The following is a 17,600-nucleotide window of genomic DNA, read 5'->3' on the forward strand; positions in this document are numbered from 1 at the left end:
GCTATTTAGTTTGGTATATAATGGGATCAATACACGTTTAAATGGATTGAAATCTGCTAATAATCACGTTTTTACGCGCAACTAAAGGGTCTGCATAACAAATATGATATAAATTGATATGTTGATGAATTTATTGTTGTGGCTTGTTATTTTTATGTGGTGTACTGCATTTTATCGATGGTCTCCCTGATTTTAACCTACTTTCTAGCCATAATTTTAATGCTTTGAATTTTTAAGCCATTTGGCCACCAAAAGTGATGTTTTTTGAAAGTTGATAATACAGAAAAAGGCCTTCAGAATTAACCTGAAAGCCTTTATATATTTTTGTTTTGTGTTATTATGTGAGTAAGCCCGAACTTACTTTCATGATCCACATTTTTTGGTCGTATGCATTATTTATTTTTGAATAATAAGACATTAAAGCATTATTCCAAGAACCATGTTTCTTAAGGTAAACGTAACGATAATTGTTTTCTGGGTTGATAAAGTAACTTGCATTTAGGCCTTTTGAATTTAAAAGTTTCACAAAATTATTAGCGTTTTTAGGACTGGCAAAAACATTGGCGATAATGTAATAACCCCCATCTACCCCATTTAAATTATATTTTTTATAGGCTGGCGTTCCCGTAGCTGCAACATTATCTTTCTCTATGACATTCTTTCTTAAATTGACATTATTATATTTTGCTGATTTTTCTTTTAATCTAGTGGAGTTGTTTGCATAAGCCGTATCTGTATAATTAGCATTATCTACATTCATAATCCATAAATCGCCTGTGTAATTCGCTTCTTTTTCATATTTGTAAGAGCTTAGTGCATTGTCCCAAGAATCTTCATGAATTAAGTACACATACTTTAAACCATTATTTTTATTTTCAAAGTAGTCTGCATTAATCCCTTTGGCTTTAAGTTCGTCTATAAACTTGTTCATGTAATGTTCGCTTTTATATACATTAGCAACAACATAGTAACCATCATTTACGCCTTCTAAGTTTCTAAACTTTCTACTCTTGATATTATTCTTTTTAGCAATTTCTGTAAAAGCATCTTTGGTTTGCCCAGATTGTGTGGTATTTGTTTTAGGAGTCTTTATATAATCTGTCTTTGCAATAGCATCTGTAGTCTGGGTTTGCTTAGGCGTTTTTATGCTTCCATTTGTTGCATCCGTAGTATTTGAAGCGGTAGCATCTGCTGCCGTGTTGCTTCCGTTTGCACGAGTGGTTCCATTTGTTCCAGAGGTTCCAGTTGTTGAACCATCATTAGTAGTATCAACAGAATTTTTAATGTTTTGCACTAAAGCATCTGTATCTTTCCCTTGAGAAGGATTAATTATACCATTTGGATTATTGTACTTTTCAGTACCATCGGTCCGTACCGTAGGATCTGTTTCGGCATTGGTAGTATTTGAAGCTACTTGAGTGGCATCTCTTTCTTTTAAGTTATTTAATAAGTAAAGTTGTTTTGCTTTTTCCTCTAAATCAGGATTTTCGCCATTGGTTTCTCTACGTACCATACGCATCACCATATCAAAACGACGCTCTAAATCACTATTTCTACTAGCTTCAATAGAATCTTGACGAAACATAAGTTCTGCCACAATTTCATCGTTTTCTGACAATGCTGCTTTTAACTTTTCTATTTCTTCATCTCTAGAAGTAAGCGATTCTACATCTTTTTTCAATTCTTCTATATCTGCTAACTCATCAGAATCTTCTAACAATACTCTATCTTCTGTAAGATTAGGAGTAATAGAATAGGCAAAAGATATTTCGTGAGTAAGGCCAAAATCATTAAAAGTATTAGATAGCCCTTTCTCCATCGTATAACCAATAGAGATTCTTTTGTTTAAGTTAAAACCAATACCTGCAGCTGCACCATAGTAGCTATCATAGCCTGCTTGTGCCCAACCTAGTTTTGGTAAATCTAAGATTAAACTTCCGCCAAGAATAAAGTCTTTTCCGGCAACCTCATATTTTTCTCCACCTTTTTTTACACGTAATAAAGGCATTAAACGCGCACCTTCTAATACACCATCACCAGAATCAAAAGGATAGGTATATTGTAAGTGACCAGAATATGTTTTAGCACCAAATTCAGTGACAGATTCATTGGTTTTAATATTATAATCAAATAAGTTTTCTGCAAATACTCCAAAGTCAAACCTACCATAAGAAAGGTTAAAACCGGGTTGAAAAGAAATTAAATTACTATTCTGCAACCCACTTAATAAAGGATCATCCGGATCTACTGTATTTCCTCTACTACTGTCATACCCACTTCTATAATAAGAAAAGTTGGCTCCAAATGTAAAGTTACTTTTATCACTTAATTTAATTCCATATGCATAGTTTGCTAATATACCATAGTTAGATATAGCTCCAGATTGTTGTGAATATAAGCTAAGACCTAAACCCGTTCTATCACTCATACGACCACTATAACTCAAGAAATAAGTTTGGTTGTTATCGTTAAAGGTAGCCGATTGATTTCTGTGTAATAAGTTGATATATGATTTATCCTCTCTAACTGTTGAAAATGTAGGATTCAGTAAGAATCTGTTGAATTTCAATAGGTTTTGAGAAGGTACATCATAAGTGATGAATGGATTGTCATCTTGAGCGCTTACCTTGGTAAGCGCTGAGATGAACAGAAACAGGTATATGATATATTTTTTAAGCATGTTGTGGTTAAAATGGTTTGTTGGTAAAACTTGGTTACTTAATAACGGTAATAGTACCTTGCTTTATTGTGTCGGAGCCTTTTTTAATCTTGTAATAGAATACCATATTTTGTGAAGTAAAGCCTGTAGAGGACTCTGGCCAGTTGTTCTGGTACTCAAAAACATTATATACTTCTTCTCCTTTATCATTATAGATTATCACATTAACATCGGCTTGGTATGAATAACTGTTTGGTATTAACCATAGGTCATTGATGCCATCTCCATTTACTGTTATAACGTTCGGTATTTTAAATGTGTCTTTGTAGCTCACATTTACTTCTTTTATAATTACACAGTTTCCTACATAGGCTGTTAAGGTGTAGGTACCTTTTGTAGTTAAACTTATAGAAGCGCTGTTGCTAATACTTGTATTGTTAGCATCTCTCCATTCGTAAGCAGTTCCTCCGCTTGCCGTAATGGTCTTAGATCCTCCTTCTGGAAATACAATGTTAAGAGGGCTGTCTAAAGTGATTAGAGACTCGTCTAACGGACTAATAGTAACTTCATTTGAAGGAATAGAACATCCGTTTCTAGTCACCATTAAGCGGTAGGTACCAGCATCTGTTGTATTCAAGTCTAAAGAAGTTGTATCTATAATAGTTCCGTCTTTAGCCCAACCAAATGTGGCTCCAGTTAAATCTACGTTGGTACTTATGGTAATAAAATCTGTGCTGTTACAAGCTACTAAGCTGCTTGCTTCTATTGTAATTACTTCATTACTTCTAAGGACTACAGGTAAGCTATTAGAACTCGTATTGAAAGATTCTATCGTAGCATCAATTTGGTATGATCCGTTTTCTGATATATCGGTTAAACTGATACTAGACGAAGTAGCTCCACTTATAGCCGTGCCATCTTTCTTCCATTGGTAGCTCATAGAAGCCTTTAAATCGGCAGTAACATCTGTTTTGCTGCCATTTGCAGCTACAGCATTTATCGTGGCTACATCTAGTACTATTTCGCTGTAGTCACAATCACTATAGGTAGTAGTATAGTTTGCAATTAATTCAAAAGAACTTGGAGCAACAACATTTATCTTATTAGAATTTAGGGATGAAGGACATGCACCACCTTGTGAAACGGCCACATAATACTCTGCCTCTTCTGATATTGTTAAGGTACTTGTAGTAGCACCACTAATTGCTGTATTATTTTTATACCATTGGTATGTTGGAGATACGGCTGTTGATGTTACACTTAATGTCTTTGATTCACCAGGAAGTATGACCATTTCTAATGGTGTATTTTCTGTTACTGTAAATGCTCCAGTTTTAGAAATGCTTAACGCAGGAGTAGTTTCTGCACAGATACCATCACCTTCTACTTTTACAGTATAGGCCCCTGCAAAATCAGGATCATTAGTATCAAAGGCGTAGGTATAACTTCCTTGAGCTTTAGCTTGTACAACAGTACCATCTTTATACCAAGTATAAAAGATATCAGAATTTGCGATGGTAGCTTCCAATGCGCTAGCTGTTTCGCCTTCGCAATAAGAAGTTTTTGTTGGTGTATTTATCGTTACGCCTAAAGCAGTACCCGTTTCTACCGTAATCATATTTGAAAGTGTACCGGCAGAACCAGAACAAACAGATCCATAATCGATCTCAACAGAATACATGCCACTTTCAGAAACAGTTAAAGATGGGCCCGTCTCAGAAAGTATCGTTGAACTCTTTCTCCATATATATTGATACGTTTCTGAATTGGGTACGTTATCAACAGCTATAATTGCGGTGCTACCATTGCAAATAGATATTGTACCATCTCCGATACTTCCGCTTCCATTTTCAGTAATTTGAATAGGGTTTTTATAATCAATATAGTACATGTTATAGGCCTGAGTAGCCGGACTGTATAGTTCAGGACTTGTACTTTTTACTCTTAATTTGTATCCAGTGCCTCTCAACGTAATTGGAATCTCAAAACGTATGTCAAAATCTGTTGTACTGTTCTTGTCTGTTACTGTAGTTAATGCCGTAGGAGAAGCAAAACTTCCAGTAGCATCTGATAACTCCAAAACAAAAGTGTTATCACTTAGTACACTAGGTGATGCACTCCATTTAAAATTCACATAATATTCATTAAAAGTAGATGATGCGCATACTGCTGTCCATGGGCTACCGCCAGTTCCAAAATTTGGATTCGCAATTGCGGTAGGTTTGTTTAATGTTTGAGCCATTAGTCCTATACTGCACATTAAGAATGTGAAGAAAAAGAACGCTTTTTTTGAGTGTGTAGTAGGTCTGTTCATGTTGCTGCAACTTTAGGTTACTATTTGGGTCTGTAGCTTGCTTCTAGGAGTTTTTACCGTTAGTCGGATTTATGTACTTCCTATCCATATCTTACACAGCTACAGTAATTAACATCAAATATCTTATTAAATTGTTCCTAATTGTATTTAATGTTGTAGCGTTGATTAAAAGTGTTGTGAAACCCTATTATTGCATGGTCTGTATCTTTTATAGAGCGCAACAATTCCTTTTTTAGTAACTTTGTATTTCAAAAATTTTGCAATGAGCGATGATACAAAGTCTCTGAATTTTATAGAGCATATTATTGAGGATGATTTAGCCAATGGTTTTTCTAAAAACAAGCTTAGATTCCGTTTCCCACCAGAGCCTAACGGGTATTTACATATAGGCCATGCAAGTTCTATTTGTTTAAACTTTGGGTTAGGATTGCGCTATAACGCTCCTGTAAACCTACGTTTTGATGATACCAACCCAGCAAAAGAGGAACAAGAGTATGTAGATGCTATTAAAAGAGATGTAGAATGGTTAGGATTTAACTGGGCAGAGGAAGTTTATGCTTCAGATTATTTTCAACAATTATATGACTGGGCAGTAACGTTTATTAAAGAAGGTAAAGCCTATGTAGACAGCCAAAGTGCTGCTCAAATTGCAGAGCAAAAAGGGACACCTACAGAACACGGGGTTGCTAGTCCTTATAGAGATAGATCGGTAGCAGAAAACCTTTCTCTTTTTAGCGAAATGAAAGAGGGTAAATTTGCGGAAGGAGAACATGTGTTGAGAGCTAAAATAGACATGACCTCTAGTAACATGCTTATGCGTGATCCTATTATGTACCGCATACTTCATAAAGCACATCATAGAACAAATACCGATTGGTGTATTTATCCAATGTATGATTGGACCCATGGAGAAAGTGATTATTTAGAACAAGTTTCTCACTCCTTTTGTACCTTAGAATTTGCAATGCATAGAGAGCTTTATGATTGGTTTTTAGACCAAGTTGTTGCTTCAGATAAGGTACGTCCTAAACAACGCGAATTTGCTAGAAGAAATTTTAGTCATACCGTTGTAAGTAAACGTAAATTATTGCAATTAGTTGAAGAGAAAGTAGTTACCTCTTGGGATGATCCACGTATGCCAACCATTTCAGGGTTGCGCAGAAAAGGATATACGGCAGAAGCTATTCGTAATTTTTCCAATACAATAGGGATCGCGAAAAGAGAAAACGTAGTAGATGTGAGTCTCTTAGAATTCTCGATTCGGGAACATTTAAACAGAGTTGCTCCTAGGGTTATGGCTGTTTTAGATCCTTTAAAAGTGGTGATTACTAATTACCCAGAGGATCAAGAAGAATGGTTAGAAGCAGAAAATAACCAGGAAGATGAGAGTGCTGGATACCGAACGGTACCTTTTTCTAGAGAATTATATATTGAAAAAGAAGATTTCAGAGAAGAGGCAAATAAAAAGTTCTTTCGTTTGAAATTAGGAAATGAAGTTCGTCTAAAGAACGGATATATTATTAAGGCTGAGTCTTGTACAAAAGATACCGATGGGAATATATTAGAAGTACAATGTACCTATGATCCTAAAAGTAGGAGTGGAAGTGGTACGGAAGAAAGTTTGCGTAAAGTAAAAGGTACATTGCACTGGGTTTCTATAAAACATGCCATTCCAGCAGAAGTGCGTTTGTACGATCGTCTTTTTACAGACGAAACTCCTGACCAACATAAAGACAAAGATTTTATGGAATTTATAAATCCAGATTCTTTAACGGTAATTACGGGATATTTAGAACCAAGTTTAAAAACAGCGCAACCAGAAGATTTTTTCCAATTTCAACGTTTGGGATATTTTAATGTAGATAAAGATTCTTCTGCGGAAAAATTAGTTTTTAATAAGACCGTTGGTTTAAGAGATACTTGGGCCAAAATGCAACAGAAATAGAAGTATAGTTTATTGCTATTGTTTTAAAAATAATGATTGGTGTAAACTATTAAAAGCAACCTTCATAAATTAGTTGTAGTGCTTAAAAAAAAACCATCAATACGATTTTATGTATTGATGGTTTTTTTGTTTTAAAACGTCTTAAAATAAGAATTTATGCCAATCAGTCTATTTTTAGAATTCTATATAAGATTTTAAAATATAAATAACGAAACCTATTGGTATTATCTATAGTTTTAAAAACTATTGGTTATCCGTTTTTTTCTTAGCGGCAATTTCTTTCTTTTGCTTTTTCATGGTTTCACCAATCATATTGCTGGCAGTAAATGAGGCAACCATATTATTTAACATATCACTTCCTGCTTGTGGAGAATTTGGTAATAAAATTAAATTACTGTTAGTTTCTTCTCCTAAAGATTGTAGCGTATCATAATGTTGAGTTACAACAATTAGGGCGGAAGCTTCTTGAGAATTAATTCCAACTCTATTTAAAACTTCAACAGATTCTTCCAAACCTCGAGCAATTTCTCTACGTTGATCTGCAATACCCATACCTTGTAATCTTTTAGATTCTGCTTCAGCTTTTGCTTTTTCGACGATAAGAATACGTGCGGCATCACCTTCAAATTGAGCTGCTATTTTCTCTCTTTCAGAAGCATTAATACGGTTCATTGCCTGTTTTACTTGTGCATCAGGATCAATATCTGTTACTAAAGTTTTGATAATATCATACCCGTAAACAGACATATATTGTTGCAATTCACCTTTAACCGCAATAGCAATATCATCTTTTTTAACAAAAACATCATCCAATTTCATTTTTGGAACTTCAGCTCTAACTACGTCAAAAACAAAAGAGGTAATTTGCTCATGTGGATATTCTAATTGGTAAAAAGCATCATAAACTTGTTCACGCAATACAACATATTGTACTGAAACTTTCAATTTAACAAATACATCATCCAATGTCTTTGTTTCAATAATTACATCCAATTGCTGAATTTTTAAACCAACTCTGGCTACAATTTTATCTACTATCGGTAATTTCATTTGTAAACCGGATGTTCTTACGCTATGAAATTTTCCAAATCGTTCAATTATAGCAGCTGTTTGTTGTTTCACCGTAAAAAAGGATGAAAATAAAATCACTGCACCAAGAAATAGTAAGGGTATTAAAAAGTAGCTCATACGTTTATTTTTATGTTGATTAATAGTTCTTTACAATATAGGTAGCAATTCTCTTACTTTTGTTACAATTAATTTATTTTAATTGGTTAATTGCAGTTTTTATTCTCTGTAAGCTTTCTTCTTTTCCTATAAATTCCAAGATATCAAATAGGTGAGGACCCTTCATTTCACCTACGATGATTAGTCTTAAGGGCGGCATTACTTTTCCAAAAGATAATTCTTTGTCCCCGATCCATTTCTTAACAATTTGTTCTGTTTTTTCAGATGAAAATTCAGCCACAGATGCTAGTACATCATGTACTTCAGACATAATATTGGAAGTATCTTCTTTCCATTGTTTTTTGCTTGCTTTCTCATCATAGGAATTAGGGCTAACAAACATATAATCAGATAGCTCCCAAAAATCTGCTACAAAAACAGCTCTTTCTTTTATTAACGAAACTACTTTTTCTATTTTGGAAATAGGTGTTTCTATTCCTTTTTCTTGAAGTATTGGAAGGTATAATTCTGCCAATTCGGCATTCGTTTTTTGTTGTAGATATTGTTGATTATACCATTTGGTCTTATCTGGATCAAATCTAGCGCCAGATTTATTTACTCGTTCTAAACTAAATAGGTTGGTTAGTTCTTCCAAGCTAAATATTTCTTGTTCTGTTCCAGGATTCCATCCTAATAAGGCAAGAAAATTTACTACAGTTTCAGAGAAATAACCTTCTTCTTTGTACCCAACAGACTCGTTCCAATTTAATGGAAAAACGGGGAAACCTAACTTTTCGCCATCGCGCTTGCTTAATTTTCCTTTACCTACAGGTTTCATGATTAATGGTAAGTGCGCGAATTCTGGCGCTTGCCATCCAAACGCCTCATATAATTGTTGGTGTAAAGCTAAAGAAGGTAGCCATTCTTCGCCACGTATTACATGGGTTATTTCCATTAAATGGTCATCTACAATATTCGCCAAATGATAGGTTGGCATACCATCGCTTTTGTATAAAACCTTATCGTCTAGGACATTAGAATCAATGGTCATGTTTCCTCTGATAATATCATTTAGGGCAATTTTTTCATCTGGTGCGGTTAAAAACCGAATTACATAGGCGTCACCATTGGCAATTCTTTTTGTTACTTCTTCAGGCATCAAAGAAAGAGAATTATCTAGTTTTAATCTGTTATGCCAGTTATAGATAAAAGTTTTTCCTTGTTCTTCGTGTTCTTTTCTATGAGTATCTAAGCTTTCTGAGCTATCAAAAGCGTAGTATGCTTTTCCTTTTTCCAAAAGAATTTTAACATATTCCTCATAAAGGGGCTTTCTTTCGCTTTGTCTGTAGGGTCCAAATTTCCCTTCTTTTCCTGGGCCTTCATCAAAAGGAATATTACACCAGTTTAAGGCATCTATGATATATTGTTCTGCACCTTCTACATACCTATTTTGGTCGGTATCTTCAATTCTTAAAATAAATTCGCCATTGTTTTTCTTTGCAAAAAGATAATTAAACAATGCAGTTCTTACACCACCAATATGCAAGGGTCCTGTTGGGCTAGGAGCAAATCTTACACGAACTTTTGTACTCATATTTTTGTATTTGTTGTAAAGATACTAAAAGGTGAAAATTAGAACTAATTGTTTAAATAACTTAGCTAGTAATTTAATTTTAAGCATCAGATAGTGAGCTGCTTACAATTAACATTGTTATGGTATTATTCTATTTTTGAATATTTACCTTTGTACTTAATTCAGGACCAAGGTATACAACTGGTTTTTTTTCGACTATCTTGGTATTAAAATCCTACAATTGACTGCATTAGATCAAATTAAGAACAATCTTAGAGCCTTTGTAAAAAGCTATTATACTGCCCAGTTATTACGGGGTTTTATTCTGTTTCTTGCATTAGGCAGTCTTTTTTTGTTTTTTGTTTTAGGATTTGAATATTTTTTGTGGTTGGGTTCTAAGGTTCGGTTGGGTTTTCTTATAAGTATTCTCCTGGTAGAATTTTATTTACTTTATCGCTTTATTATAGTGCCTCTTATTTACTTATTTCAGCTTAAAAACGGATTAACAGATAAGCAGGCTGCCAATAGTATAGGAAAGCATTTTCCTGAAATTGATGATAGATTGTCTAACTTATTAGATTTAGAAGCAAATGATGAGCAATCAGAATTGCTTGTGGCTAGCATTCATCAAAGGGCAGAGGAGTTAAAACCTTTTAATTTTTCTAAAGCTATAGATTTTAGTAAATCGTTTAGTTATGCTAAATGGATAGCGATTCCGCTGTTCATCTTTTCGGTTATTTATTTTTTTGGCGATATCAGATCATTTTTTCAAAGTTATCAACGTGTCATAAATTATGATTTGGCGTATGCAAAACCAGCTCCTTTTAATTTTGTCTTATTAAATGACGATTTGCTTGCATTACAGAATGAATCTACACTAATTTCCGTTGAAACTATCGGAGATTTGCAACCGGAAGCTATTGCAATTAACTTAGCAGGGGAGGAGTACCTTATGAAAAATAATAATGGTGTTTTCCAGTATGAAATTAAGTCACCTAAGGAATCCTTTACTTTTTATTTTAGTGCGAATGGGTTTACTTCAAATTCTTATAATTTTGAAGTTATAAAAACCCCTACGATATTAGATTTTATATTAGAATTGTCTTATCCAAAGTATACCCATAAAAAGAAGGAAACGCTTTCTGGGGTTGGATCGGCCACTGTATTAGAAGGAACCAAAGTATCTTGGAAGGTGGCTACAGCAGATACAGATCGTTTATTGTTTAAAGGCGTGGATACTATTCAGGATTTTATGTCTAGTGCTGCTGGTATGTTTTCCTTGTCTAAGGCTGTTTATAATTCGCTGAAGTATAGTATTTCTACTTCTAATAAAAATGTTTCAGATTTTGAAAATTTAGAGTATTCCTTTGAGGTTATTAAAGATGAATTTCCAAAAATTACGGTAATAGAACGTAAGGATAGTCTTGTACACAATAAGGCTTATTATAGTGGTAATTTATCTGATGATTATGGGGTCTCTAGTTTAAAACTTTATTATTATAATTTACTTTCACCTGATAGTATTATGAGTTTGGAACTTCTTAAGCCTAATAGTCCTGTTAGTTCTTTTTATTATACTTTTCCTTCTGGTGTAAATATTGTTTCAGACAATTCATATGCTTATTATTTTCAAGTATCTGATAATGACCAAGTTAATGGTTCAAAGCATTCAAAGTCGCAAACCTTTACTGCTACGATTCTGGGTGATAATCAATTGAAAAACAAAGAGTTAGAGTCTCAGCAAACTATTATTTCTTCTTTAGATAAGACTGTTGAAAAGTTAAAAAATCATACAAAAGCCATGGAAGAACTTTCTGGTAGCCAGAAGGAAAAATCTAGTCTTAGTTTTAATGATAAATCTAAACTAAATTCTTTATTGCAGAAACAAGAGTTGCAGGAAAATCAAATGCAAAAGTTTTCTAAACAGCTTAAGGATAATCTAAACAAGGCGAATAAGGATGATGGTTTAAATAAACTTTTGCAAGAACGTTTGGTGCGACAAGAATTGCAAGCCAAAAAAAATAAGGAATTAATAGAAAGTTTAAAGAAGGTTGCTGATAAGATTAATAAAGAAGATTTATCCAAACGTTTGGATGATTTAGCTAAAAACCAAAAAACCGGGCAACGTAATTTGGAGCAGTTATTAGAATTGACAAAGCGCTATTATGTAACTGAGGCGGCCTCACAATTATCTAAAGATTTGGACGAATTATCGAGGAAGGAGATGGCTTTAGCTAAATCTAAGCTGAATGATATACCTTCAAAAGGAGATCAAGAAAAGATTAATGAGCTTTTTCGGTCGGCTTCTAATAAACTAGAAGAACTTAAAAAAGATAATAATAATCTAAAAAAACCTATTTCTTTAGGTATTGAGAAATCGGATACGGATAGTTTAAATAAGGAGTTAAATAACATATCAGAACAATTAGATAAGGAATCTAATGGGCAGAAATCATCATCCAGTAGTGCCAGGCAAAAATCTGCTGCTGAAAAAATTAAAGAATTATCGGAAGCTTTATCGGAATCTTCATCTACATCTGGTGGTTCTAATGTGACTGAAGACGCAGAGGTTTTGCGTCAAATTTTAGATAATCTAGTCATTTTTACATTTAAGCAAGAGGCTATGATTGATGATTTAAGTGATAAGGAAAATGCTTTTACAAATACTTCCAAGGTAATTCTAAAACAGCAAGAACTAAAAACTTTATTTGAACATGTAGATGATAGCCTTTTTGCTTTATCGCTTCGTGTTCCTGAAATATCTGAAACCATTAATAAAGAGGTTACGGAGCTCTATTATAATTTGGATAATGTGGTGGAAAACCTTTCTGAATCTAGGATCTATCAAAGTGTTTCCTATCAAAAATATGTGTTGAATTCGGGTAATACCTTATCAGATCTTTTAGCTAATATTCTAGATAATATGCAGGAAAGTATGAAGTCTGGGAAAGGTGAGGGTTCTGGCGAAGATTTTCAATTGCCAGATATTATTAAAGGGCAATCAGATCTCAATAAAAAAATGGGTCAGGCTGGTCAAGGAAAAGATTCAACTAAGGGCGAAAGTGGTTCATCTGGTAAAAATGGTCAAGAAGGTCAAGAAGGTCAGCAGGGTAGTCAAGGTAAAAATGGCACTTCTGGGAAACAAGGTAAGGGAGGTAAAGATGGTGAATCTGGTTCTTCTGGGTCTAATGGAAAAGAGTCTAATGGGGGTACTTCTGGTTCTGGCGAAGGTGATTCTAAAGGAGATGGTGAAGGAAATGGGCAAAGTGACGGTAAAGGTTATGGTAATGGTGGCGCTATGGGGAATGGCAACACCGGATTATCAGAAGACGCCTTAAAGGAAATATATCAAATCTATAAGGAACAAGAGCTTTTAAAGAATAAACTAGAGCAGCAATTATCGAATATGATTAATAAGGAAGATCGAAGTTTAGGTCAAAAATTAATCCGTCAAATGAATGACTTTCAAAATAGTTTATTAGAGAATGGAGTTACAAGAAGTACTATTGACAAAGCAACAATTATTCAGTATGAATTGATAAAATTGGAAGGTGCTGCTATGAAACAAGGGGAGAAAAAAGAACGAGAAAGTAATACTAATTCTAATTCGTTTACAAACCCCGTACTTACGCAACCAGCAATCTTTGATAATTACAAAAATCAGAACGAAATTTTAAATAGACAAGCACTACCTTTGCGGCAAAATTATCAGAATAGAATTAAAGAATATTTTAATACAAATGATTGAATTTAATTACGAGTTAGATTTTGAGTTAACTAAAGAACCCTATTATGTAGATTGGTTAACTAGGGTTATAGATTCTGAGGATAAATCCTTGGGTACTTTAAGTTATATTTTTTGTGATGATGCTTATCTTTTAGATATTAATATGAAGTATCTTAATCATGACACCTATACAGATATTATAACTTTTGATTATTGTGAGGGCGATACTATTTCGGGAGATTTATTTATTTCTATTGATAGAGTGTTAGAGAATGCTAAAGAATATGATGTAGATTTTTTAGAAGAATTACATAGAGTTATGTCTCATGGAGTTTTGCATTTAGCAGGCTATAAGGATAAAACAGATATGGATGCTGCGCTTATGCGTAAGAAAGAAGAGGAGAAAATTAAATTGTTCCACGTGGAACATTAAGGAAAATTATGTTTGATAAAGAGTACGATGTTATAGTTGTTGGTGCTGGCCACGCAGGATGTGAGGCCGCTGCTGCTGCTGCAAATATGGGTTCTAAAGTTTTATTGGTCACAATGAACCTTCAGAATATTGCGCAAATGTCTTGTAATCCAGCTATGGGCGGTATTGCAAAAGGACAAATTGTTCGTGAAATTGATGCCCTTGGCGGGTATAGTGGAATCATTTCTGATAAGTCAGCGATACAGTTTAAGATGTTGAATAAGTCAAAAGGTCCTGCTATGTGGAGTCCTAGAACTCAAAATGATCGTATGGTTTTTGCTGAGGAATGGCGATTGGCTTTGGAGAATACGCCAAATGTTGATTTTTATCAGGAGATGGTATCAGGTCTTTTAGTGGAAAATAATAGGGCAGTTGGTGTCACTACGTCACTCGGCATTAAGATAAAGTCAAAGTCTGTAGTGCTTACTAATGGTACTTTCTTGAATGGCTTAATTCATATAGGGGATAAAAATTTTGGTGGTGGTAGAGCAGGTGAACGTGCTGCAACCGGAATTACAGAGCAATTATTGGGCTTAGGTTTTGATTCAGGAAGGATGAAAACGGGCACACCGCCAAGAGTTGATGGCAGGTCTTTAGATTATTCTAAGATGATTTTGCAGCCTGGAGATGCTATTCCGGAGAAATTTAGTTACTCTCCAACCAAGGCTTTAGAGCATCAGAGAGATTGTCATATGACCCATACGAGTGAATTAGTTCACGATTTATTGCGTGAAGGTTTTGATAGGTCGCCAATGTTTAATGGCAGAATTAAAAGTTTAGGACCTCGATATTGTCCATCTATCGAAGATAAAATTAATCGTTTTGCTGATAAAAATAGTCATCAATTGTTTGTTGAGCCAGAAGGTTGGAGAACGGTTGAAGTCTATGTAAATGGTTTTTCTACATCTTTGCCGGAAGATGTTCAGTTCAAAGCATTGCGTTCTGTTGTCGGTTTTGAGAACGTAAAATTCTTTAGACCAGGGTATGCAATCGAATATGATTACTTTCCGCCAACGCAATTAAAGCATACTTTAGAAACTAAATTGGTTTCTAATTTATACTTCGCAGGACAAATAAACGGAACCACTGGTTATGAGGAAGCAGCATCTCAAGGTCTTATGGCGGGTATAAATGCGCACCAAAAAATTAATGAAAAAGAAGATTTTATCCTTAAAAGAGATGAGGCTTATATTGGAGTTTTGATTGATGATTTAATAACAAAAGGTACAGAAGAGCCATATCGTATGTTTACTTCTAGAGCAGAATATAGAACCTTATTGCGTCAAGATAATGCGGATTTGCGTTTGACTCCTCGAGGATATGAAATAGGTTTGGCTCGTGAAGATAGATTGAGAAGAATGGAGGACAAGCTAGAAAAGTCTGAAAAATTTGTGCAGTTCTTTAAAGATACGAGTGTGCTTCCAGATCAAATTAATCCGATTTTTGAAAGTGTAAATTCGGCAATAGTAGATCAATCCTTTAAAATGTTTAAAGCTTTTTCAAGGCCAAATGTTACCATGGACCATATGATGTCTATAGATACTGTAGCTAATTTTGTGACTGAAAACAATTTGAATAGAGAGGTTTTAGAACAGGCCGAAGTACAAGTAAAGTATTCTGGATACATAGCTAAAGAAAAAAATAATGCAGATAAATTACATCGTTTAGAGAATGTGAAGATTCCAGCTAATTTTGATTATACTAAATTAAAGTCCCTTTCTACAGAAGCTAGGCAAAAGTTAACTAAGATTCAACCGGTTTCTATTTCTCAAGCTTCCAGAATTAGCGGAGTATCTCCTAGCGATATAAGTGTGCTTTTAGTATTTCTAGGAAGATAATATAGCTTCTTTTTCTAAAACATATAAGGCCTCTAAATTCATTTTTAGAGGCCTTTTCTTTAGGAGTATATTTTGGTTTCGGCCGCTTATTTTTATTAAGCGGTGTTAATTTTTCTTATTCTGGTTATTGATTTCTTATGTAAAAAGCTATTTGTTTTTTAGTAGTTGTTATCGGTTGATTGTCTATCTGGGTTCATTATAGATGTATGCAATTATGTCTTTTATTTTAATGAAACAATCAAATTGTTCCACGTGGAACAATTTGATTGTTTCGGTAATTAGGTTTTCAAATAAAATATTTGGTCCGTAGTTTAATTAAATATGTTGTACAAATAAATGTTGTGAGCATTCTAAAAATTGTGGTGGGAAGGTTAAAGTTGAAAATTGCTATTGCGTTTATTAATACTTTTTGGTGAAAGGGTGTAAGTACAAAATTGTTTACTCGGTATTTTTTCTCCCTTTCTGGAAGCAATATAATTTGGGATTTATAGCAGAATAGATTGCAATAAAATTGTGGAGGAGAAAATTAGCTGATCTTTTCAAAATTGATTTTTTTTGAATCTAACAATGTAGGTTGTTAATAGTTTTTTAGAAATAATCTGAGCGCTCTCCAATTTTGGATTTGAAAGATGTTTTCTTTTTTTGAATAGAGGATACAAAATCATTTATTTCATTATTGCGCGATTGTGTTTAATATTTTTTAGGTCTATTTTTTTTGATGGTTAGTTTAAGTTTTCATTTGATTACATCCTCAAAGAATTAGTATAGAAGTTTGTATTTTCAAAAATAAATGGAACATATAAATCCTTAATTTAAATTGCCATTTAAGTATTGTCGAATTCTTGAAAATACTTTTTGTTTGAAAATTATTTTTTAGCTACTTCAGTTTTAAAGTATCTTCGTCAGCTAAGAAAGAATATTTAGCGACACACAATTACAATGAAATTTTATTTAAAAACTAAAGACTATTCTGTTAGTCAAGAAACCTTTGAATTATTTCTGGATCAGGAATTAGATATGTTAGTTACAAAACCAGAACCTCAGGTTTTAGATTCGTATTATGATAGCGAGGTTTATATTTCTCATACCGATGCTAATGTATCCTTGATGGACAAAATCTACCAAACTGTAAAAAAGATTAATTTAAAGAACAAGCTTAAAATTGTGTCTAAGCATGCAAAAGGAAAACGTCTTTTGGATGTTGGAGCTGGTACTGGGGATTTTTTGGTGGTGGCAAAAGAAAATGGTTGGAGCGGAGTAGGAGTAGAACCAAATAAAAAAGCGCGAGATAAAGCTTTCGAAAAAGGCTTAGAGTTAAAAACTGTTCTAGAAGATTTTACTGATGAAAAATTTGATGTCATTACTTTGTGGCATGTTTTGGAACATGTACCCAATTTAACCGATCAGGTAACTAGGTTATCTGGTTTATTATCGGACCATGGAATTTTAATTGTGGCTGTTCCGAATTATAAATCTTTCGATGCAAAATACTATAAAGAGCATTGGGCTGCTTTTGATGTGCCAAGACATCTTTGGCATTTTTCTAAATCATCAATCACTAAACTTTTTTCAAAAGAAGATTTAAAAATTTCAAAAATCTATCCTATGGTCTTTGATGCATTTTATGTTTCCCTATTATCAGAAAAATATAAATCTGGTAAGCAAAACTTTTTAACGGCTTTTTTTGTGGGTTTACGTTCAAATATCAAAGCATGGAGGACTAAGGAGTATTCTTCTCTAATATATGTCCTAAAAAAGCCTAAATAATCATTTTAAGCTCTTTTGAGAGGGTTTTTGCCCCTGTATCGAGTAAGTAGTTGTTTATTTTTAAAAATCGATTCAGAGCCTATTTAAAATAGGCTGTTTTTAATCGAAACCCTTGATTGATTTTGATTTTAGGATAGA

At 33.7% G+C, this 17,600-nt stretch carries 9 protein-coding genes; 5 read left to right on the forward strand and 4 right to left on the reverse strand.

Annotated features, from left to right (window positions below):
* Nucleotides 1-337: 337 nt before the first annotated feature.
* Both M666_RS05135 and M666_RS05140 read right to left on the reverse strand, forming a co-directional pair.
* Nucleotides 338-2,680, reverse strand: coding sequence for a PorP/SprF family type IX secretion system membrane protein (locus M666_RS05135; RefSeq protein ID WP_029447483.1), 2,343 nt, complete (start codon nucleotides 2,678-2,680; stop codon nucleotides 338-340).
* Nucleotides 2,681-2,714: 34 nt separating this feature from the next.
* Nucleotides 2,715-4,973, reverse strand: a complete 2,259-nt coding sequence (locus tag M666_RS05140; RefSeq protein ID WP_029447482.1) for a T9SS type B sorting domain-containing protein — start codon at nucleotides 4,971-4,973, stop codon at nucleotides 2,715-2,717.
* 262 nt (nucleotides 4,974-5,235) lie between these two features.
* On the opposite strand from M666_RS05140, the gene M666_RS05145 reads away from it, so the two are divergent.
* Nucleotides 5,236-6,918: a glutamine--tRNA ligase/YqeY domain fusion protein gene (locus M666_RS05145; RefSeq protein ID WP_029447481.1), complete on the forward strand. Its 1,683-nt coding sequence runs from the start codon at nucleotides 5,236-5,238 to the stop codon at nucleotides 6,916-6,918.
* 243 nt (nucleotides 6,919-7,161) lie between these two features.
* On the opposite strand, the gene M666_RS05150 is transcribed toward M666_RS05145, so the two are convergent.
* Together M666_RS05150 and gltX are read right to left on the reverse strand one after the other, a co-directional pair.
* Nucleotides 7,162-8,106, reverse strand: a complete 945-nt coding sequence (locus M666_RS05150) for an SPFH domain-containing protein (protein WP_029447480.1) — start codon at nucleotides 8,104-8,106, stop codon at nucleotides 7,162-7,164.
* Nucleotides 8,107-8,179: 73 nt separating this feature from the next.
* Entirely contained in the window at nucleotides 8,180-9,679 is a 1,500-nt protein-coding gene (gene gltX, locus M666_RS05155; RefSeq protein WP_029447479.1) for a glutamate--tRNA ligase, read from the reverse strand.
* Nucleotides 9,680-9,899: 220 nt separating this feature from the next.
* Between gltX and M666_RS05160 the strand changes: the two genes are divergently transcribed.
* The 4 genes from M666_RS05160 (at nucleotide 9,900) to M666_RS05175 (ending at nucleotide 17,462) form a co-directional block, all read left to right on the forward strand.
* Nucleotides 9,900-13,406 carry a synaptonemal complex protein 1 gene (locus M666_RS05160; protein WP_029447478.1) on the forward strand — a complete coding sequence of 1,169 codons (3,507 nt, stop codon included), beginning with the start codon at nucleotides 9,900-9,902 and terminating at the stop codon, nucleotides 13,404-13,406.
* A complete protein-coding gene (gene ybeY, locus M666_RS05165) occupies nucleotides 13,399-13,818 on the forward strand; it encodes an rRNA maturation RNase YbeY (protein ID WP_029447477.1) in 420 nt (139 codons plus the stop codon). Before M666_RS05160 ends, ybeY begins: the two co-directional genes overlap by 8 nt.
* Before the next feature lie 8 nt (nucleotides 13,819-13,826).
* Complete coding sequence (gene mnmG / locus M666_RS05170; protein ID WP_025616271.1) at nucleotides 13,827-15,695, forward strand: tRNA uridine-5-carboxymethylaminomethyl(34) synthesis enzyme MnmG; 1,869 nt, start codon at nucleotides 13,827-13,829, stop codon at nucleotides 15,693-15,695.
* Nucleotides 15,696-16,634: 939 nt separating this feature from the next.
* A complete protein-coding gene (locus tag M666_RS05175) occupies nucleotides 16,635-17,462 on the forward strand; it encodes a class I SAM-dependent methyltransferase (RefSeq protein ID WP_029447476.1) in 828 nt (275 codons plus the stop codon).
* Nucleotides 17,463-17,600: the final 138 nt, after the last annotated feature.

This window comes from Cellulophaga baltica 18 (assembly GCF_000468615.2).
GTDB classification, from domain to species: domain Bacteria; phylum Bacteroidota; class Bacteroidia; order Flavobacteriales; family Flavobacteriaceae; genus Cellulophaga; species Cellulophaga baltica.